The 18,712-nt window shown below is 68.2% G+C and carries 19 protein-coding genes and 2 tRNA genes; 10 read left to right on the top strand and 11 right to left on the bottom strand.

The window, feature by feature from the left end:
• Positions 1 to 88: 88 nt before the first annotated feature.
• Positions 89 to 730, bottom strand: a complete 642-nt coding sequence (locus ACLJRL_RS14560; protein ID WP_410656650.1) for a TetR/AcrR family transcriptional regulator — start codon at positions 728 to 730, stop codon at positions 89 to 91.
• 99 nt (positions 731 to 829) lie between these two features.
• Here ACLJRL_RS14560 and ACLJRL_RS14555 point away from each other — a divergent pair, with 99 nt between their 5' ends.
• Together ACLJRL_RS14555 and ACLJRL_RS14550 are read left to right on the top strand one after the other, a co-directional pair.
• The gene (locus ACLJRL_RS14555; RefSeq protein WP_410656649.1) at positions 830 to 973 is read left to right on the top strand and encodes a hypothetical protein; all 144 of its coding nucleotides are present in this window, start codon (positions 830 to 832) and stop codon (positions 971 to 973) included.
• Between the two features lie 45 nt (positions 974 to 1,018).
• Positions 1,019 to 1,399: a VOC family protein gene (locus tag ACLJRL_RS14550; RefSeq protein ID WP_410656648.1), complete on the top strand. Its 381-nt coding sequence runs from the start codon at positions 1,019 to 1,021 to the stop codon at positions 1,397 to 1,399.
• A 77-nt stretch (positions 1,400 to 1,476) separates the two neighbouring features.
• Here ACLJRL_RS14550 and ACLJRL_RS14545 read toward each other — a convergent pair whose 3' ends face one another.
• From ACLJRL_RS14545 to ACLJRL_RS14535, 3 genes are all read right to left on the bottom strand, one after another.
• Positions 1,477 to 2,367 (bottom strand): alpha/beta fold hydrolase, encoded by an 891-nt coding sequence (locus ACLJRL_RS14545; protein ID WP_410656647.1) that lies wholly within the window; start codon positions 2,365 to 2,367, stop codon positions 1,477 to 1,479.
• Between the two features lie 94 nt (positions 2,368 to 2,461).
• Entirely contained in the window at positions 2,462 to 3,106 is a 645-nt protein-coding gene (locus tag ACLJRL_RS14540) for a response regulator (protein WP_410656646.1), read from the bottom strand.
• Positions 3,097 to 4,248 (bottom strand): histidine kinase, encoded by a 1,152-nt coding sequence (locus tag ACLJRL_RS14535; protein ID WP_410656645.1) that lies wholly within the window; start codon positions 4,246 to 4,248, stop codon positions 3,097 to 3,099. Before ACLJRL_RS14535 ends, ACLJRL_RS14540 begins: the two co-directional genes overlap by 10 nt.
• Before the next feature lie 135 nt (positions 4,249 to 4,383).
• Between ACLJRL_RS14535 and ACLJRL_RS14530 the strand changes: the two genes are divergently transcribed.
• On the top strand, positions 4,384 to 5,034 hold the full coding sequence (locus ACLJRL_RS14530) for a DedA family protein (RefSeq protein ID WP_410656644.1): 651 nt from the start codon (positions 4,384 to 4,386) through the stop codon (positions 5,032 to 5,034).
• A 60-nt stretch (positions 5,035 to 5,094) separates the two neighbouring features.
• Here the strand turns inward: ACLJRL_RS14530 and ACLJRL_RS14525 are convergent, their stop codons facing one another.
• The 4 genes from ACLJRL_RS14525 to ACLJRL_RS14510 form a co-directional block, all read right to left on the bottom strand.
• Entirely contained in the window at positions 5,095 to 6,255 is a 1,161-nt protein-coding gene (locus tag ACLJRL_RS14525; RefSeq protein WP_410656643.1) for an alkaline phosphatase PhoX, read from the bottom strand.
• Positions 6,256 to 6,426: 171 nt separating this feature from the next.
• A complete protein-coding gene (gene lon / locus ACLJRL_RS14520; RefSeq protein ID WP_410656642.1) occupies positions 6,427 to 8,832 on the bottom strand; it encodes an endopeptidase La in 2,406 nt (801 codons plus the stop codon).
• 168 nt (positions 8,833 to 9,000) lie between these two features.
• On the bottom strand, positions 9,001 to 9,849 hold the full coding sequence (locus ACLJRL_RS14515) for an SAM-dependent methyltransferase (RefSeq protein WP_410656641.1): 849 nt from the start codon (positions 9,847 to 9,849) through the stop codon (positions 9,001 to 9,003).
• 38 nt (positions 9,850 to 9,887) lie between these two features.
• Positions 9,888 to 10,826, bottom strand: coding sequence for a GNAT family N-acetyltransferase (locus ACLJRL_RS14510; protein ID WP_410656640.1), 939 nt, complete (start codon positions 10,824 to 10,826; stop codon positions 9,888 to 9,890).
• Between the two features lie 290 nt (positions 10,827 to 11,116).
• Between ACLJRL_RS14510 and ACLJRL_RS14505 the strand changes: the two genes are divergently transcribed.
• The 6 genes from ACLJRL_RS14505 to ACLJRL_RS14480 all read left to right on the top strand — a co-directional run bounded on the left by ACLJRL_RS14505 (position 11,117) and on the right by ACLJRL_RS14480 (position 15,161).
• Positions 11,117 to 13,735, top strand: coding sequence for a putative bifunctional diguanylate cyclase/phosphodiesterase (locus ACLJRL_RS14505; protein ID WP_410656639.1), 2,619 nt, complete (start codon positions 11,117 to 11,119; stop codon positions 13,733 to 13,735).
• Between the two features lie 80 nt (positions 13,736 to 13,815).
• Positions 13,816 to 13,888 (top strand) — tRNA-Thr (locus tag ACLJRL_RS14500).
• Positions 13,889 to 13,938: 50 nt separating this feature from the next.
• Positions 13,939 to 14,011: transfer RNA gene (locus ACLJRL_RS14495), tRNA-Met, on the top strand.
• 45 nt (positions 14,012 to 14,056) lie between these two features.
• Positions 14,057 to 14,221 carry a 50S ribosomal protein L33 gene (gene rpmG, locus ACLJRL_RS14490; protein ID WP_020668467.1) on the top strand — a complete coding sequence of 55 codons (165 nt, stop codon included), beginning with the start codon at positions 14,057 to 14,059 and terminating at the stop codon, positions 14,219 to 14,221.
• Positions 14,222 to 14,310: 89 nt separating this feature from the next.
• Positions 14,311 to 14,760, top strand: a complete 450-nt coding sequence (locus ACLJRL_RS14485; RefSeq protein ID WP_410656638.1) for a MaoC family dehydratase N-terminal domain-containing protein — start codon at positions 14,311 to 14,313, stop codon at positions 14,758 to 14,760.
• On the top strand, positions 14,757 to 15,161 hold the full coding sequence (locus ACLJRL_RS14480) for a MaoC/PaaZ C-terminal domain-containing protein (protein ID WP_410656637.1): 405 nt from the start codon (positions 14,757 to 14,759) through the stop codon (positions 15,159 to 15,161). Before ACLJRL_RS14485 ends, ACLJRL_RS14480 begins: the two co-directional genes overlap by 4 nt.
• 107 nt (positions 15,162 to 15,268) lie before the next feature.
• Here ACLJRL_RS14480 and ACLJRL_RS14475 read toward each other — a convergent pair whose 3' ends face one another.
• Positions 15,269 to 16,201, bottom strand: coding sequence for an SGNH/GDSL hydrolase family protein (locus tag ACLJRL_RS14475; protein ID WP_410656927.1), 933 nt, complete (start codon positions 16,199 to 16,201; stop codon positions 15,269 to 15,271).
• 118 nt (positions 16,202 to 16,319) lie between these two features.
• Here ACLJRL_RS14475 and ACLJRL_RS14470 point away from each other — a divergent pair, with 118 nt between their 5' ends.
• Positions 16,320 to 16,535 carry a hypothetical protein gene (locus tag ACLJRL_RS14470; RefSeq protein WP_410656636.1) on the top strand — a complete coding sequence of 72 codons (216 nt, stop codon included), beginning with the start codon at positions 16,320 to 16,322 and terminating at the stop codon, positions 16,533 to 16,535.
• 37 nt (positions 16,536 to 16,572) lie between these two features.
• Here the strand turns inward: ACLJRL_RS14470 and ACLJRL_RS14465 are convergent, their stop codons facing one another.
• Positions 16,573 to 17,469, bottom strand: a complete 897-nt coding sequence (locus tag ACLJRL_RS14465; protein ID WP_410656635.1) for a TIGR03619 family F420-dependent LLM class oxidoreductase — start codon at positions 17,467 to 17,469, stop codon at positions 16,573 to 16,575.
• Complete coding sequence (locus tag ACLJRL_RS14460) at positions 17,466 to 18,695, bottom strand: pyridoxal phosphate-dependent aminotransferase (protein WP_410656634.1); 1,230 nt, start codon at positions 18,693 to 18,695, stop codon at positions 17,466 to 17,468. The genes ACLJRL_RS14465 and ACLJRL_RS14460 overlap by 4 nt, the downstream gene beginning before the upstream one ends.
• Between the last annotated feature and the right edge of the window lie 17 nt (positions 18,696 to 18,712).

The following is an 18,712-nucleotide window of genomic DNA, read 5'->3' as shown; positions in this document are numbered from 1 at the left end:
CCGTGGCATCTGATCATCCTGCTCTTGGCGGTCGTTTTCGTCGCGGCCGTGGCCGTCGCGGTGGTGCTGGCCACGAAGAAGCGGTGACTCACTCCGTTCGGATCGCGTAGTCGCCGAACGACGGCTCCAGCAGCTCGAAGGCTCGCTTCGTCGCCTTGGTCAAGGCCACGGCGATGTCCTCGTTGCTCTCCCCGGCGCCTGAGCGCCGAAGCACCTCGCGGAACAGCACACGGTCGATCGCGTTGAGTTCGGCCGCGGCCATGATCGGGGTGACGTCGTCCGCGGCGGCGCCGGTCTCGGTCGCGAGTTGCGTGGCCAGCGCCTCCTCACGCAGTTCGTGCAGCTCTCGCAGGCGCGCCGTCAGCGTCGGGCTCTCCAGCACCATTTTCGCGAACACCGGACCGGTGAACCCGATCACCGGCGAGTGTTCCGCCACCGCGTCCAGGAAGGTGTGCCGTAGCGCGGCCAGCGCCGACTCACCGGCCTTCCTGGAGCCGACGGCCTTCGCCAGTCCGTTCGTGAACTCCTCGTGCTGGTCCAGCGCCAGATCCTCCTTGCGGGGGAAGTAGTTGGTGACGGTCTTCTTCGCGACCCTCGCCGACGCTGCGATCTCCGCGATCGTCGTCTCTTCGAAGCCCTTCGCGATGAAGAGGACGGTCGCGTGGTCGGAGATCAGCTGCCGCGTCTCCTGCTTCTTGAGCTCTCGCAAGCCCACATCCGTGCTGGTCATGAGCGAACTTTACCACCGGCGTAAAAATATCCTTGACGTTTGGTAGTTCCGATGTAAACTTACGTCCGTACTACCGACCGATGAGAGAGAAGAGGCTCCTTGACTGCTCGAATCCCCCAAGGCAACGAAGGCTCCAACCGCGCTCAGGTCCGCCGGAACGACCGCCGTCACCAGCAGCCGTTCACCGGCCGCACCCTGCCGGCGCGCCGCTCGACCGGTGTCCCGCGGCGCCGGTCGTACTGACCGCCCGCTCGTCCGAAATCACTCGCTGACCAAAGGGGATCGCCCATGAACGTCCTTGCTTCCACTCTTTCGCTGACCGTCGACGACGTCGCCGCTTCCAGCCGCTTCTTCACCGAGCACTTCGGCTTCACCGAGCAGATGGCCGCGGAAGGTTTCGTCTCCCTCGGGCACGAGACCGCCAAGCTGTCGATCGTCCTGCTTGCGGCGGGGATCGAGGTCCTGCCGGAGAACCTGCGGCAGCAGCGTGCGTCCGGAGTGATCGTGGCCTTCACTGTCGAGAACCTCGAAGCCGAGGAGAAGCGACTTCGCGAGGAAGGTGTCGAGATCACCTTGCCGCTGCGGGAAGAGCCGTGGGGTGAACGCCTCTTCATGGTCACCGACCCGAACGGGGTGCCGGTGGAACTGGTGGAGTGGGTTCAGCGGTAAAGGAAACGCCGAAACGGGGCTTGGTCCGCAATGTCCATAGTGGACACTTCGGATCAAGCCCCGCTTTTCGTTGTGCGTCAGGCGACCGGCCGGTCGAGGAAGGCCGGGATGATCGGCGTCAGCATCGCCGCCTGGTGTACCAGCGTGACGTGCGTCGTGCCGGGCAGAATGGCCAGCTGCGAGTCCGGCAGCCCGACGTTGTCCCCCACGACGCCGCCGCCGAGCAGGCGGAACAGCTCCACCGAATGCTCGGGCCGCACGATGTCCGAGTCACCGGTCAGCAGCAGGGTCGGCTTCTTCATCGCGCGGATCCGCTCGTCGGCGATGGTCGGCATGTGCCGGTTCATGTCCTTGACCTGCTCCACCAGCCGAGGGAAGTCCTCCGGTCGCGGCGCGGTCCGCAGGTACTCCTCGTGGAACGGCGACCCGTGCAGGTCTTCGGGCTTGAGCTGGTCGAGTCCTTCGAGCAGGCCTGGGTGCAGACCACCCGGCTTCGACGTCACCGACGCGAGTACCAGCTTGCCGACGATTTCAGGCCGGCTCACGCCGATCTGCAGCCCGATACCCGCGCCCATGCTGTAGCCGAAGAAGTCGGCCTTGCCGACGCCGATCTTCCGCAGGAGCGCGGTGGTGTCCTCGGCCATCTGCTCGATCCGCAGCGGGCGGTCGATGTCCGCCGTATGGCCGTGTGCCTGCTGCTCGATCGAGATGATCTTGCGGTGCTTCGCGAGCGCCGGGAGCAGTTCGCCGAACGAGGTCCCGGTCGCCGAAAAGGCGCCGTGGAGCAGGACGAGCGGCCGCTGGCCGGGTTTCCCTCTGCCATGGACCTCGTAGTACATGTTCAGCCCGTTGACCTGCTCGTAGTGCCCTCGGCCGCGCGAGCCGGAGTCTTCGGTGCCCGCTTGGGCGGCCCCGGCCGCCAGCAGTGACGTGACCAGCGTGATCGCGGCGAAAATCGTCTTCTTCATGTGGTGTCCCGCTCCCTCGGTAGGCGTTTCTGCCTACGCGTCGATCGCGGGACGGCGGATTCGACAAGCCGCCGGGACTTTCTGTTCCCGCCGGTCAGGAGCCCAGATACCGCAGGATCGCCAGCACCCGGCGGCTGTACCCCGAGGTGTTGGCCAGGCCGAGCTTGTCGAAGATCGCGTTCACGTGTTTCTCGACGGCGCTCTGCGACACGTAGAGCGACTCGGCGATCCCGGCGTTGGTGTGCCCCTGCGCCATCTTCTCCAGCACTTCGCGTTCGCGTGCGGTCAGCTTCGCGAGCGGGTCGGCGTGCGTGGTCCGGGCGAGCAGCCGCCGCACCACCTCCGGATCGAACGCCGCCCCGCCCGCGGCGACCCGGTCGAGCGCGTCCAGAAACTCGCCGACCTGGGCGACCCGGTCCTTCAGCAGGTATCCGACACGTTCGCCGTCGCCGGTGATCAGCTCGGCGGCGTAGCGCTTCTCGACGTACTGCGAGAGCACCAGCACCCCGATCTCCGGCCAGCGGCGCCGGATCTCCAGCGCCGCGCGGAGTCCTTCGTCGGTGTGGGTCGGCGGCATGCGCACGTCGGTGACGATCACGTCCGGCTGATACGCGGCCGTCGTCGAGAGGAGCGCGTCGCCGTCGCCGACCGACGCCACCACGTCGTGTCCCTCTTCGACCAGCAGCCGGACCAGGCCTTCCCGCAGCAGAGTCGAGTCCTCGGCGAGGATCACTCGCACGGCAGCACCGCCGTCACCACGGTCGGACCGCCGTGCGGACTGTCCACAGTGAACTCCCCGTCCGCCGCCGCGACGCGCCGCGCGAGACCGGAAAGGCCGCCCCCGGACTCCTGCGCGCCACCCGTGCCGTCATCGGCGATCCGCACCCGCACCCTGTCCCCGTCCCGCTCGGCCTCGATGTCGATCCGCGTCGCCGCGGCGTGCTTGATCGTATTGGTGACGGCCTCGGACGCGACGAAGTAGACGACGGTCTCGATCGCGGCCGGTGGGCGTTCCGGCAGGTCGACGCGGAGATGGACCGGGACATCAGAGCGTTCCGCGAGCGCTTCCAGCGCCGGGTGCAGCCCGTCGGTGTCCAGGGCGATCGGGTACACCCGCCAGGACACTTCCCGCAGGTCGTGCAGGGAACGCTGGGATTCCTCGTGCGCCTGCCGCAGCAGTTCCGACGCGTGTCCGGGGTCGCTCGTGCGGCGGGCCCGGCCGAGCAGCATGCCGAGCGCGACGAGCCGCTGCTGGACGCCGTCGTGCAGGTCCCGTTCGATGCGGCGGCGTTCGTCGTTGACCGCCTCGACCACTTCGGCGCGGCTGGTCGCCAGCTCCGACACCCGGCGGCGCAGCTGTTCCTTCTTGCTGGGGCCGAAAAAGCGCCTGGCCAGCTTGCGTTCCAGTGTCGCGATCCCGATGAGTCCCTGCACGGAAAGGAAGATGAGCAACGCGCCGAAGAGGCCGGTGGTGATGAAGTCGTACCAGTCCGCGGGCGCCCCGCCGCCGGGCGACTGGCCGTTGAGGAGCTGATAGACGATGACGGCGCCGGATCCGGCGCCGAACAGGATCAGGAGGAAGATCCCGGCACCGAGCAGGCCGACGACGCTGCGCGGGATGAGGTAGGCCATCGCCCGGCGCCCGGTGTAGTCGGTGGCGTTCTCGGCGTCGAGGTATCTCTCCAGCCGTCGTCGCTCCACTTCGGACAGAACGCGGGCGCCGGCGAAGACGGGCCCTCGCAGGTGAGGGATCGCGAGCGCCAGGCCGCCGAGGACGACGTAGAAGAGCTCCGCGAACGCGGTCGCGGAACCGATCGCCAGGCCCAGCGTGCCGCGGAGCATCTTGCGCAGGTAGCGGCGTGAAGGGGCCGGAACAGGCATTACGCCAGGTTAGCGGGGTATCCGGAGGCCGGTACTGCGGTTTTCCCCAGTGATCTGTGCCGCTTCACCGCAGGGTGTGGAACTCGGGCAATTCGTACGTTCGTTGGCACCAGCAGACGACCACGAAAGGCCGCCATGAACCTCCACCTCGCCGATGCCGCCAACGAATCGATGGGCGGCCTCGCCGGCTGGGCAGTCTCACTGATGGACTCACTGGGAGGTCCGGGGGCCGCGATCATCGTCGGCCTCGACAACCTGTTCCCGCCGATCCCCAGCGAACTGGTCCTGCCGCTCGCCGGATTCTCCGCCAGCCAGGGGACGTTCTCCCTGATCGAAGCGCTGGTGTGGACCACTTTCGGCTCGGTGGCGGGCGCGATCATCGTGTACTACCTCGGAATGCTGCTGGGCCGTGACCGTACGCGCCGCTGGATGGCGAAGATCCCGCTGATCAAGGCCTCCGACTTCGACAAGACCGAAGCCTGGTTCCAGAAGCACGGCGCCAAGGCGGTGTTCCTCGGCCGGATGGTGCCGATCTTCCGCAGTCTCATCTCGCTGCCCGCCGGGATCGAACGGATGCCGTTCTGGCGCTTCCTGACCTTGACCACCCTCGGCAGCCTGATCTGGAACACGGGATTCGTCCTGGCCGGATACGGGCTCGGCGAGAGCTGGCACCTCGTCGAGGAGTACGCCGGGTTCTTCCAGTACTTCGTGGTCGCGGCCGTCGTGATCGCGCTGTCCCTGTTCGTCATCACCCGGCTCCGGGACAAGTCCCGCACCGACGCCTGAGAAGTCCGTGAAGGACTCCTTGAGGGACTCAGAGTCCCTCAAGGAGTCCTTCACGGAACATCAGGAGCGGAAGGGACCGGTCACCTCGTAGGTGATCCCGCCCGAGGAAGAGCCGGAAGTGCCACGCTGCGAGGAGAAGTACAGCCGCGTCCCGGCCGGGGTGAACGCGGGACCGCAGATCTCCGACGAACCCTGGCCGCTGATCCGCAGGAACGGCGCCACGATGTCGTTCGGCGTGATGATGCAGATCTCCATGTTCCCGCCGTCCTCGGCGACGAACAGGTCACCCGACGAGGTGCCGGTGACGTTGTCCACGCCGGTCAGGGGCGCCGAACCGGGGCTGACCAGCGAATCGTCGTAAGCCAGCTCATACGTGTTGTTCGTCAGGTTGAGCTGCCAGACGCGGTTGTCGCCCTTGGTGGTGAACCACGCGGTGTCGTTCGCGTAGTGCAGGCCTTCGCCGCCCGTGAACCGCTTCGCGCCGGACACCTGATTGCGGGTCGCGGTGGGGGAGCCGTCGGGGTCGGGCACGTTCGCCCAGGTGAAGCTGCCCGACGTCGCCGAGCCCGCCTTCAGCACTTGCAGTGTTCCGGCGGCGAGGTTTCCCCAGGTCGTCGGGATGAAGCGGTAGAAGCAGCCGTCCGAGACGTCTTCGGTCAGGTAGACGACCTTGCGCACCGGGTCCGCCGCGGCGGCCTCGTGCTTGAACTTCCCCATCGCGGGCCGCTGGACCGCCGCCGAAGCCGGCCCGTTCGGCTGGCATTCGTAGACGAACCCGAGGTCGACCTCCTCGCAGGAAAGCCAAGTGCCCCAAGGGGTCTTGCCGCCCGCGCAGTTCTGCCTGGTGTTGGCGAGGATGCGGTGGGCGCCGGTGATGTTCGCGCTCGCGTCGAATTTGACGGCGCTCGCGCCGCCGCTCGGGGTGATCTCGGAGTTCGACACGTAGATCCAGCCGCTGCCGTCGGCGAACACCGCACCGCCGTCGGGCGCGCTGTGCCAGGTGTAGCCGGTGCTCGCGACCTGCCGGCCGGAACGCGCGATGACGCGGCTGGTGAACCCCGCCGGCAGCTGGATCCCGTTGGCGTCGGCCGCCTGGAGCGCGCCGTACGGGCTGGGGCCGTTCTGCGCGGGCGCCGCCAAAGCTGACCCCGAGAGCCTGTTGCCGAACGCCGTCACGCCGGCGCCGACCACGGCCGCGCGCAGGAAATTCCGTCGCTTCACTCATGCCTCCAAGACATCCGCTGATGTGGTGGTGCGGGAAGGAGCGGATCGGAGGTTACGGGCGAAACGGGGCCGATAGGTGAATTCCCGACGTACTCCATGGTAGGTCGGAACTTTCGTAGTACGCGGGAACCCCGTGCTTCGTCGACGAAGCACGGGGTTCCGGGCACGTCAGGCCGCCTGGGCGACCGGAGCCGACGCCGGAGTCAGGGCGATGTCCAGCACTTCGCGGACGTTCGCCACGGCGTGGACGTCCAGCTGTGCCAGCACCTCGGCCGGGACGTCGTCGAGATCCGGCTCGTTGCGCTGCGGGATGATCACCGTCTTCATCCCCGCCCGGTGCGCGGCCAGCAGCTTCTGCTTGACCCCGCCGATCGGCAGCACCCGCCCGGTCAGCGACACCTCACCGGTCATCGCGACGTCCGTCCGCACGACCCGGCCCGAAAGCAGGGACGCCAGCGCGGTCGTCATCGTGATCCCGGCGCTCGGCCCGTCCTTGGGCACCGCGCCCGCCGGGACGTGCACGTGGATGCCGCGGTCCTTCAGGTCGCCGACCGGCAGTTCCAGCTCCGCGCCGTGCGAGCGCAGGTAGGACAGCGCGATCTGCACCGACTCCTTCATCACGTCGCCCAGCTGGCCGGTCAGCGCCAGCCCGGTCGCGCCGGATTCCGGATCCGCCAGCGACGCCTCGATGTAGAGGACGTCACCGCCGGCACCGGTCACCGCCAGGCCGGTCGCCACGCCAGGGGTCGACGTGCGCTGCGTCGACGCGGGCAGCGAAGACTCCGGCAGGTGCCGCGGGCGGCCGAGGAAGGTCTCGAGCCCGTCGGCGTCGATCGTCAGTGGCAGTTCGACCTCGTCGAGCGCCACCTTGGTCGCCACCTTCCGCAGCACCTTCGCGATGGTCCGGTTCGCGTTGCGCACCCCGGCTTCCCGCGTGTACTCGGCGGCGATGCGGCTGAACGCGTCGTCCGTCAGCGTGACGTCACCCTGGTCGATGCCGGCGCGTTCCAGCTCGCGGGGGAGCAGGTGATCGCGGGCGATGGTGACCTTCTCGTGCTCGGTGTAGCCGTCGAGGGTGACCAGCTCCATCCGGTCCAGCAGCGGGCCGGGGATGGACTCGAGCGCGTTCGCCGTCGCCAGGAACACGACGTCGGACAGGTCCAGCTCGACCTCGAGGTAGTGGTCACGGAACGTGTGGTTCTGCTCCGGGTCCAGCACCTCCAGCAGCGCCGCCGTCGGATCGCCGCGGTAGTCGGCGCCGACCTTGTCGATCTCGTCGAGCAACACGACCGGGTTCATCGAGCCCGCTTCCTTGATGGCGCGGACGATCCGGCCGGGCAGCGCGCCGACGTAGGTGCGGCGGTGACCGCGGATCTCGGCCTCGTCGCGGATGCCGCCGAGCGCGACGCGGACGAACTTGCGGCCCATCGCCTTCGCCACGGACTCGCCGAGCGACGTCTTGCCGACCCCGGGCGGACCGGCGAGCGCGAGCACGGCACCCGAACGGCGTCCGCCGACCGGTCCCAGCCCGGATTCCGCACGGCGCTTGCGCACGGCCAGGTACTCGATGATGCGTTCCTTCACGTCGTCGAGGCCGGCGTGATCGGCGTCGAGGATGTCGCGCGCCGCGGCGATGTCGTGGACGTCGGTGGTGCGCTCGGTCCACGGCAGTTCGAGGACGGTGTCGAGCCACGTGCGGATCCAGCCGCCTTCGGGGGACTGGTCGGAGGTCCGCTCCAGTTTGTCCACTTCGGACAGTGCGGCCTTCTTGACGGCGTCGGGAAGTTCAGCACCCTCGACCCTGGCCCGGTAGTCGTCGTCGCCGGCGGTGCCGTCGAGTTCGCCCAGCTCCTTGCGGATCGCTTCGAGCTGGCGGCGCAGCAGGAACTCCTTCTGCTGCTTCTCCATGCCCTCCTGGACGTCCTTGCGGATGGTGTCGGTGACCTCCAGCTCCGCGAGCTGCTCGCGGCTCCATTCCAGGGCCTTTTCGAGCCGCGTCGAAACGTCGAGGCCGGTGAGCAGTTCGAGCTTCTGCTCGGTGCTGAGGTAGGACGAGTTCCCCGCGAGGTCGGCGAGCGCGGACGGATCCTCGACCTCCTGGACGGCGTCGATCATCTGCCAGCCGCCGCGCTGCTGGAGGATCGCGAGGACGACGGACTTGTACTCCGACGCGAGCTTCGCGGAACGGTCGTCGGTGGTCTCGGTGGCGACGTCGGCGTGGACCCAGCGGGCGGCGCCGGGGCCGTCGGCGATGCGGCCGACGACGGCGCGGCGGGTACCGCGCAGCAGCACCGCGGTCTTGCCGCCGGGCACGCGCCCGATGCGTTCGACGGTCGCGATGGTGCCCACTTCGGCGTACTCGCCGTGGACGCGGGGGACGATCAGGACCTCGGCCTTGGCCGTGGCGGCGCCGGACCGGATCCCGGGGAAGGAAGCCTGGGCAGGCGTGTTGGCCTGGGCGGACTCCACCGCGGCCCGCGTCTCCGTGTCGGCGAGGTCGAGCGGGACGATCATGCCCGGCAGCACGACGTCGTCATCGAGCGGGAGAACGGGCAGGAGGCGGTTGTCGGTCATCTGTGCACTCCTCGGGTAGTTGAGTCTGTCTACCTCAACTCTCCGATCGACCCGTTTGTTTCCTTTCGTTGTTCGCCCTCAGCGGATTGCCCACCCCTCCGACCTCTGCGCGCAAAAGCATCGCGATTAGGGGGCTAAACGCAAGTGCTCGGGGTCAGAGGTCGGAGGTCAGGGGTGGACGGAGACGCCGCACCAGGCGAAGGGCCGGGCGCCTTCCTCGTCTCGCCGGAGCTCGCGCACGGGGCGCCAGTCGGGCAGGTGGACGACGCCGGGGTCGAGAAGCGGCCAGTTCGCGAAGAGCACTTCGATCTCTTCGCGGTCCCGCATCCACACCGGGTTGCTCGTCTTCCGATACTGCTCGACGAGCCAGTGGAGCCCGTCGGCGTCCTCGCCGGTCTGGCCGCCGAAGCTCATGTGCGAGAGCCCGAGCCAGCTGCCCGGAGCGAGCGCTTTCCGATACGCCGAGACCAGTCCCGGCGGATCGTCTTGCGGCCCGGCGAAATGCAGGACGGCCATCATCATCAGGCATACCGGCTGCTCGAAGTCGATCAGCCGCCGCGTCTCCGGATGCCGCAGGACGTCCTTCGGCCGCCGCATGTCCGCCTGCACGATCCCGGCCCAGTCGGTCGCCTCATGCCGTTCGAGGATCAGCTCCGCGTGCGCCACCGCCACCGGCTCGTAGTCGACGTACACGACCTTCGCCTGATCGCCCGGCTCCAGTTCCTCCTGGACGATCTCGTGCACGTTCCCGGAAGTCGGGACACCGGAACCCAGATCGACGAACTGCCGGATACCCGCCTTCAGCGCCGCACGCACCACGCGGTTCATGAACTCTCGGTTGTGCTGCGCCCCGGGTTTGACCCAGCGCCACTGCTGTTCCATCTTGCGGGCGAACTCGCGATCGACGGCCCAGTTGTGGGTCCCGCCGAGATACCAGTCGTAGATCCTCGCCGCGGACGGCTTTTCGGTGTCCACCCCGGTCGGCGCCACCGGCGCCGAATCTTTGTCGCTGGTCAAAGAAACCCCCTGATCTCCCGTAGATCAGCGTAGCGGGATCAGTACACCGCCGGCCGCCGCTGCCAGTACGTCCACAGCGGCCGGTAGCCCTGCGCGTACCAGAACGGCGTCGAGCGCGGATTGGCCAGTGCGTGGTGCAGCAGCACGGCTTCGGTCCCGGATTCGTCGAAGACCTGGTGCGCGTGCGCGGCGAGGGCGGTGCCCACCCCGCTCGACCGCGCCTCCTCGGCCACCGCCAGCGACGACAGGTAGCCGACCCGGTCGGCGGCGACCCGGTCGCGGATCCACGCCGTTTCGGCGGGGAACTGCACCTGGACCATGCCGAGCGGGCGCCCGTACAGCTCGGCGATCCACAGCGTGGGATTTTCCCGCTTCAACTGTTTCGACAGGTCGGCCGTGATCGCTTCCTTCGCGCCCTCGCGCAAAGTGACAGAACCGAACTGCGCGTCATAGCGCTGCAATTCCAGCTGGAGTCCGACGGCGGTTTCGAGATCATCCGCTTCGGCCGGCCGGATGTGCACTCCAGGAGTCTTGGGAGGACCGGTCGCGGCGAGCCGGTCGGCCGGGCGGACCGCGATCACCAGCACCGGCGCGAATCCGCGGCGCAGCAATTCGGCCGATCCCGGCGAATCGCGACTCGGCCGTACGACGGTCGCCGCCGTTTCGACATCCCCCGCTGGGGCGACGGTCTTCAGATGTTCATCCCATCGGGTGAGTAAGGCGTCAAGAGCCGCTTCCGGGCGGGGTCCGGTGAGCCTGGCATCGAGGCGATGTTCGACGAGGGCCCGCCACGGAGCGTCAACAGAATCGGGGCCCGCCTCGGTCCGTACCGACAATCCGGCGGCGGCCGAGTCGCCGTCTGTCGCGGAGAGTGACACGGCGCCGTCCGCAGGCTCCAGTGCAGGCATTTCCGGGAGCAGGGCGTCCACAGTGGCGAGCCGCGCGGCATGGCCGGCGGCGATCGCGTGGCTATTCATAGGACTATTCAAGCCCCTGCCGACCGACACTGACAGGTCGGCGGGGAACTTCACGAGATTGGCTCGACCGTGGCGCCAGGTGACTTCCGGTAGTCGGCGGGAACGCGAATAACGCTCCCATTTCACCCCTTGGTCCACGCAGGTCAGCGCGACGAGCCCATTGTTAACCCTGGGGTGATCTCATACTGTCTCGAATGGGACTTGGGTACGCCCTCCGGGGTACTGTATTGCCCCTGTCCCCGAGGTCGCGGTAGGACAAGGCCGGTTGGGCAGCCGGGAAGGAAGGTCGGATGCCGGACACGAACGGCAGGCCCGGGAGCGCCGCACAGGCGGCACCGGGCAAGGGAGGCGCCGTTACGGAGGCTCGTACCGACGAGCGACGGTTCCGCGTCTACACCTTCGCGGTACTCACCATGGGCATCGCCGCCGCCGCGGCGGTCAGCCTGTGGCTGGACTTCGAGGCCTCGGACGACCTGTTGTGGATCGGGCCGATCCTCGCGCTCGCCTTCCTCCTCGCCGAACAGCTCGGGATCAACGTCGACGTCCGCAGCGGCATCTCCTGGACGATCTCGTTCACCGAGATCCCGCTGGTCATCGGATTCTTCGTCGCACCTTTCGAAGTCGTCCTCGCCGCGCATCTCGCGGCGGGCATCGGAACCCTGCTGGCACGCAAGGTCGCCGGCCGTGTCCTCTACAACGCGGGCGCGTTCCTGCTGGAGATCACCGGCGCGTTCGCCGTGGCAGGCCTGGTGAAACAGGCCTCCGGCGCCCACGACATGACGTGGATCGCCGCGCTGGCAGGCACTTTGACCGCACCGCTGGTCAGCACGCTGCTCGCGCTGGCCGCCGTCCGCGTGCTGCGCCGCCGGATGCGGGTCAGTACCGCCATCCGGCTGACCGGCCGCATCCTCGTCGTCGGTTTCGTCAACGCCTCGGTCGGCCTTTCCGGCTACCTCGTCATTTCCGGCACGCCGAAGGCCTGGCCGCTCGTGCTGGCCGTGTTCCTCGGGCTCACCGCGTTGTACTGGGCCTACTCGGATCTCCTCCGCGAGCAACGCGACATGGAAGCGCTCTCCGACGTCAGCCTGATGGTCGCGCGATCCGGTCAACAGGCCGCCGCTCGCCCGGCCGGGCGAGCGGACGAACTCGTCGGCGGTGTGGACGTCCGCGAGTGGGCGACCATCGCCGAACGCATCAAGGACCAGCTTGCCGCCGGCCGCGTCGTGCTCAGGCTGCGGCTGGAACCCAAGGACACCATGCGGATGGTCGTCGCGGGCGACGAACTGCCGCCGGTCGACCCGGCCGCCGACGACCCGTTGCTGCGCCTGCCCGGCGCGCACGTCCGGCATTTCCGGATCACCGAAGCCAATCCCGACGTCCGGTCCGCGTTGCTCGACCGCGGCGCGCAGGAGGCGCTGGTCGTCCCGTTGCGCAGTGCGAACCAGCTTCTCGGCGTCGTCGAGGCGCACGACAGGCTTTCCCGCTGGCGTGGTTTCGGCAAGTACGACGTCCAGCTGCTCGGCACGATGGCCAGCCACCTCGCGACGTCGCTGGACAACCGCCGTCTCCTCGCGACCCTGCGCCACGACGCCTACCACGATCCGCTGACCGGCCTGCTCAACCGGCCGGGCTTCCGCCAGGTCGCCAAGGAACCGTTGCGGGAACAGGTCAACGCGGTCGTGCTGCGGGTCGACCTGGACGTCTTCTCGACGGTCAGTGACGCGCTCGGCTACGTGTGGGCCGACCGGATGGTCATCGCCGCCGGCCGCCGCATCCGCGACGCGCTCGGCCCCGACGTCCCGCTCGCCCGCCTCGAAGGCGCGTCGTTCGCGGCGCTGCTGGTCGGCTGCCCGCCGGAACGCGCGCAGGCCGCCGCGGAACTGCTCCGCGCCGAACTCGTCGCGCCGTACCCGGTCGACAGGCTGTCCGTCGAAGCCAACGCGATGATCGGCTACGCCACGTCGTCGGCGGACGACGAAGGCGACCAGGTCGACATCGACGGCCTCCTGCAACGCGCCGACGTCGCTGTCCGGGCGACCAAGGGCGGCGAAGAGGTCAAGGGCTACATGGCCAGCATGGGCCACATCTTCATGCGCCGGTTCCAGATGGTCACCCAGTTCCGGCAGTCGCTCGAAGAAGGTCAGCTCAGCGTCCACTACCAGCCCAAGATCACCTTGCCGAACCGGCAGATCCAGGGTGTCGAGGCGCTGGTGCGCTGGGTGCACCCCGAGTTCGGCAGGCTCGGCCCGGACGAGTTCGTCCCCGCCATCGAAGCGGCCGGCCTCATCGGCGTCCTGACTTCCTTCGTGCTCGAAGAGTCGCTGAAGCGCGTACGCAAGTGGCTCGACGAAGGCCTGCGCATCTCGGCGGCGGTCAACCTGTCGGTGCGGAACCTGGCCGACGAGGACTTCCCGACGAAGGTCGCGCGCGAACTCGACCGCTTCGGCATCCCGCCCGAACTGCTCACCTTCGAGCTGACCGAGTCCGGTGTGATGTCCGACCCGCAGAAGGCGCTCCCGATCCTGCGCGAACTGCACTCGCTGGGCATCGTGCTCGCCGTCGACGACTTCGGCACCGGGTACTCGTCGCTGGCCTACCTGCGGCAGCTCCCGGTCGACCAGGTCAAGATCGACAAGAGCTTCGTCCTCGGCATGGGCACCGACCTCGGCGACCTCGCCGTCGTGCGGTCCATCGTCGAACTGGGCCACTCGCTCGGCCTCACCGTCGTCGCCGAGGGCGTCGAAGAAGACGTCGCGAGGGATCAGCTCGAGGCGATGGGATGTGACGTCGCCCAGGGCTACCTCATCTCGCGGCCGTTGCCGGAGGACCGCCTGGAGGCGTGGCTGCAGGCGCGCACGGCGCGCTCGCCGGGCCGACACTCCGAGACCGTCTTGACCCTGCTGACCTGAGGTTTTCCGGTAAAGTGACCCCTCCTTCACGGGGCTCGCGAAGGTGTTGCTAGTCTTTCCAAGTCCTCGCGAGAGGCCAGGCCCCTTTAGCTCAGTCGGTAGAGCGTTTCCATGGTAAGGAAAAGGTCTACGGTTCGATTCCGTAAAGGGGCTCGCAACCTCAGCCGCGTCACGCATGCGTGTCGCGGCCAGGGTTATGTAAGGGCGGTGTAGCTCAGCTGGCAGAGCAAGCGGCTCATAATCGCTGTGTCGCCGGTTCAAGTCCGGCCACCGCTACGCGGTAACCCTGGGTTTCCCAGGCCTAGTAGAGAAGGAAATGCTGTGGCTGCCACTGACGTGCGACCGAAGATCACGCTCGCGTGTGAGGAGTGCAAGCACCGCAACTACATCACCAAGAAGAACCGGCGGAACGACCCGGATCGCCTGGAGATGAAGAAGTTCTGCCCGAACTGCGGTACGCACCGGACTCACAAAGAGACCCGCTGAGCGACTAGCGGTTCTACACGCCTCACCCGAAGCCGTCCTGGTTCACCAGGGCGGCTTCGTGCTTTGTAGGGGTTCTGTAGCCTGCTCGGGTGGCCTTGGACCAGTCGTTCACCGGGCGGGTGTACCCGCCGACAAGCACCTATGAAGTGAGCCGCGAGAAGATCCGGGAGTTCGCCGACGCACTCGGCGACGGCAACCCGCTCTATCGCGACGCCGAAGCGGCGAAGGCGGCCGGGTATCCCGACGTCATCGCGCCGCCGACGTTCCTCACGATCATCAACCTCGCCTCGATCAACGCGATCGTCACCGACCCCGAGCTCGGCCTCGACTATTCGCGGATGGTCCACGGCGACCAGCGCTTCACCTATGTGCGGCCGGTGCACGCGGGCGACGTCCTGTCGCTCACCACGCATATCGACGGCATCATGGCCCGCGCCGGGAACGACTTCATCAACCTGCGCGCCGAGATCGCCGGCGCCGACGGCGGCTCGATCGCCACCACGCACGCCCAGCTCGTGGTCCGAGGGGAGGGCGCGTGAGCACGTTCACCGCCGGGGAAGAGCTGACGCCGCTGACCGTCGACATCACCAGGGAACAGCTGGTGCGCTACGCCGGGGCTTCGCTGGACTTCAACCCCATCCACTGGAACGAACCCTTCGCCAAGAACGTCGGGCTCCCGGACGTCATCGCGCACGGGATGCTGACCATGGCGCTCGGCTCGCGGCTCGTCACCGACTGGCTCGGTGACCCGGGACGTCTCATCGACTACTTCGCGCGCTTCACCCGCCCCGTGGTCGTGCCCAGCGACGGCGCGGCGCGGGTCGAGTTCACCGGCAAGGTCGCCGTGGTCAACGACGACGGCACCGCCCGGATCGACATCACCGCCAAGTTCGACGGCAAGGCCATCCTGGGCAAGGCCCAAGTGGTCGTCCGAGCCTGACCCGAAACAGGAGCAAGGGACCTTTGCTCCCGCTCGCTTAGCGTGCCTAAGTAAGCGGTAGCAAAGGTCCCTTGCTCTCTTTCCGCAGGTCAGTCAGGTCAGTCAGGTCAGGGGAGCTTCAGCAGCTTCTGGATGACCTCCGCCATGCCTTCCTCACCTCGCGCGTTCGGATGCAGCGGAGCCGCGGGGACGGCGGGCGCGGGGCCTTCGACCCAGCGCCGGTTCGCGGCGCTGCACATGTCGCGCCCCTTGCTCGCGGTCGACATGTCGGCGAAGCCTGCTTCGTGCGACTTCGCGGTCTCCTGCAGCGCGGTGTTCAGCCGCTCCAGCGAGTCTCGGAAGTAGGCGACGTCCCCGGCGCCCACCGGCAGGACCGGCCAGCAGCCGCTGTCGTCGTCCGGAAGCACGGTCGGGTACCCGACGACCACGATGCGGGCTTCGGACGCCTTCGCGCGGATCTGATCGAGGATCCCGCCGAGCCGGTCGGTCGCGGCCTTGATCCGCTCGGCGAGCTGATCACGTCCGCCTGCGGTGAGCTGGGTCTTGCAGGGCGAAGCGGTCGAGTGCTGCGTCGCGCATTGGGCGGCGAAGCCGACGAAGCCCACGTCGTTGCCACCGATCCCGACGGTCACCAGGGTGGTGTCGCCGTTGATGGCGTCGAGCTGTGCCGCGTTCGTGCCGTCGCGGGTCTTCTGTTCGCCGGTGAGGTGCTCGGTGGTGGCGCCACCGCAGCTGACGTCGGCGAACTCCGCGGGACGCAGCTTCGCCGACAGCAGGTTCGGGTAGTTGTTGTCCGAGCGATCGCACCCCTTGGGCGTCCCTGTCGGCCGCCCGGTCCCGGGCGAAGACGTGTACGAATCGCCCATCGCCACGTATCGGCCCGCTCCGCCCGGCGTGCTGACCCCCGGTGGCGTGTCCGACGTGCCGCTCTCCCACAGGTGATAGGCGATCCCCAGAACGGACAGCACGATCACCAGGAACAGACAGCCGCCGCCAGTTCTCCGCTGCGTCACCCATTCGTTGTACGCGAGCCAGGTCACATTTGTCATCGGTACTACCGTCGGTGAACTTCGCGTGAACGGGTGATCACCGGTTGCTTAGATCGTGGATCAAGTTCAGGGTTGGGCACGTACCTAGCCCCGAGGAAAGGCGAAAGACGTGAGCCTGAACTTGAACAAGCTGGTCGACAAGGCGTGGGAGGACAAGAGCATCAACGAGCTGCTGGACGCACCGCCGTCCGCGCTCGAGGGTCTGACCTCGAAGCATGACGAACTCCTCGCGGAACTCAAGATCAAGACCGTCCGGGACCTCGGCAACTGGAAGTACGCCGCGAAGGCCCACGCGCTCATCCAACTGGCCGACGGCGAATCCTGAGCCCTCTGAAGGCCTCTTCCCGCCAGGGGAGGGGCCTTCAGTCGTTCGGGACGAGAGCGCGCAGCTCGGCGGCGATGTCGAGGGCGTGGTCGACGTCGCGGGCCAGGTAGTGCGGGTCGACGAAGGCCTCGCCGATCCCGGTTTCGGAAGCCGCGGCCAACTGCGCCGCGACGTCCTTGAGATCCGTGCCGGGCTTCGGGTTGATCCGCAGCACCCGGCGCAGTGTCCCGGGATCCCGGCCGGCCTTCTCGGCGGCGCCCACCACGGTATCCCAGAGCTTCGCGAGACGGGGCGCGGGCAGCCCGGCGGGCAGCCAGCCGTCCGCGCGGCGGCCGACGCGGTCCAGCGCCGCCGCCGACAGCCCGCCCAGCAGTACCGGCGGATGCGGGCGTTGCGCGGGCCGCAGACCCACCTTCGACGCGGGGATCTGCCAGCGCTCGCCCTTGTGCTCGACCGGATCGCCGGTCCAGAACTCCCGAAGGACGTCGAGCAGCTCCTCCAGCTGCTTGCCGCGGCCCTTCCACGGCGTGCCGGTCGCGGTGTATTCGTCCCGGAGCCAGCCGGTGCCCAGGCCGACGTCCAAGCGGCCGCCGCTCACCTGATCCAGTGAAGTGAGCATCCTGGCGAGCAGCACGGCGGGATACACCGTCCCGGTGAGCGTGCTGGTTCCCAGCCGCACCGTCTTCGTGGCGCCGGCCGCGACCGTCAGCAGGATCAGCGGGTCGGCGAAGGTGACGAATTCGGGCGGATACGGCCGTTCGGGCGTGCCGCCCGGATAGAGGTCCGACGGCGAGACCGGGGTCAGTACCCGATCGCCGACCCAGAGTGACGTGTAGCCGAGTTCCTCGGCGGCCGTCGCGAAACCCGCGACGGCGTCCATCGTCGCAAGTGGACCGTACTGCGGAAGGGTGATTCCCAGGCGCATAGCGGTCACCGTGCTTCGGCGAGCAGGTCCGCCATCCTGGTGATCCCTTCGACCAGATCGTCTTCCGCCAGCGCATAGGAAATCCGGAAGTACCCGGGCGTCCCGAACGCCTCACCGGGGACCACGGCGACCTCGGCCTCACGCAGGATCAGGTCGGCGAGGGCCACCGTATCGGCCGGTCGTTCGCCGCGGATCTCCTTGCCCAGCAGGGCTTTCATCGACGGGTACAGGTAGAAGGCGCCGAGTGGCACCGGAATCTCGACACCCGGGATCGCGGACAGCAGGGAAAGCGCCCTTTTACGTCGCGTATCGAACGCCGAGCGCATCGCGAAAACGGCGTCGAGCGGCCCGCTCACCGCCGCCAGCGCGGCCCGCTGCGCCACGTTCGAAACGTTGCCGCACAGATGCGACTGGTACGCCGTCGCGGCCTTGACGACGTCCTGCGGACCGATCAGCCAGCCCACCCGCCAGCCGGTCATCGAGTACGTCTTCGCGACGCCGTTGAGCACCACCGTCCGGTCCGCGAGTTCCGGCACCACGACGGGCATCGAGGGTGCTTCGGCGCCGTCGTAGACCAGGTGCTCGTAAATCTCGTCGGTGATCACCCAAAGGCCGTTCTCGTGCGCCCAGCGCCCGATCGCCTCGACCTGCTCGCGCGGGTACACCGCTCCGGTCGGGTTCGACGGCGAGACGAACAGCAACACCTTCGTGCGCGGCGTCCTGGCGGCTTCGAGCTGCTCGACGGTGACCAGGTAGCCCGTCGTCTCGTCCGCGGTGACCTGCACCGGAACGCCGCCGGCGAGCACGATCGACTCCGGATACGTCGTCCAGTACGGCGCTGGCAGCAGCACTTCGTCGCCTGGGTCGAGCAGCGTCGCGAAGGCCGAGTAGACCGCCTGCTTGCCGCCGTTGGTCACCAGGACACGCCCCGGGTCCTGGTGACCAACGTCGAACCCGGAGTCGCGGACGGTCTTCGCCGCGATCGCCTCGCGCAGCTCCGGCAGCCCGCCCGCCGCCGTGTAACCGTGGTTCCCGCGATCCCGCACGGCCGCCTCCGCGGCTTCGAGCACGTTGTCCGGGGTGGGGAAGTCCGGCTGACCCGCACCGAACCCGATCACCGGCCGGCCCTGCGCTTTGAGCTCCCTCGCCTTCGCGTCGACAGCCAGCGTCGCCGACGGTGTGATGCCGCCGATCCGGGCCGAAACGCGGGAGGACGAGGGTGCGGGAGCGCTCATGGCGACATCGTGGCACG

The sequence above is a fragment of the Amycolatopsis sp. lyj-112 genome (genome assembly GCF_046549055.1).
In the GTDB taxonomy this organism is placed as follows: Bacteria; Actinomycetota; Actinomycetes; order Mycobacteriales; family Pseudonocardiaceae; genus Amycolatopsis.
The sequence above is the reverse complement of the archived record's forward strand: the minus strand, read 5'-3'. Positions and strand labels throughout refer to the sequence as shown.

Bases quoted from the DNA above. Each gene is read 5' to 3' on its own strand.
- ACLJRL_RS14530 (WP_410656644.1), top strand. From the start codon at position 4,384: ATGAACCTCCACCTCGCCGATGCCGCCAACGAATCGATGGGCGGCCTC.
- ACLJRL_RS14545 (WP_410656647.1), bottom strand. From the start codon at position 2,367: ATGAAGAAGACGATTTTCGCCGCGATCACGCTGGTCACGTCACTGCTG.
- ACLJRL_RS14510 (WP_410656640.1), bottom strand. From the start codon at position 10,826: ATGAATAGCCACGCGATCGCCGCCGGCCATGCCGCGCGGCTCGCCACT.
- ACLJRL_RS14505 (WP_410656639.1), top strand. From the start codon at position 11,117: ATGCCGGACACGAACGGCAGGCCCGGGAGCGCCGCACAGGCGGCACCG.
- lon (WP_410656642.1), bottom strand. From the start codon at position 8,832: ATGACCGACAACCGCCTCCTGCCCGTTCTCCCGCTCGATGACGACGTC.
- ACLJRL_RS14550 (WP_410656648.1), top strand. From the start codon at position 1,019: ATGAACGTCCTTGCTTCCACTCTTTCGCTGACCGTCGACGACGTCGCC.
- ACLJRL_RS14560 (WP_410656650.1), bottom strand. From the start codon at position 730: ATGACCAGCACGGATGTGGGCTTGCGAGAGCTCAAGAAGCAGGAGACG.
- ACLJRL_RS14535 (WP_410656645.1), bottom strand. From the start codon at position 4,248: ATGCCTGTTCCGGCCCCTTCACGCCGCTACCTGCGCAAGATGCTCCGC.
- ACLJRL_RS14460 (WP_410656634.1), bottom strand. From the start codon at position 18,695: ATGAGCGCTCCCGCACCCTCGTCCTCCCGCGTTTCGGCCCGGATCGGC.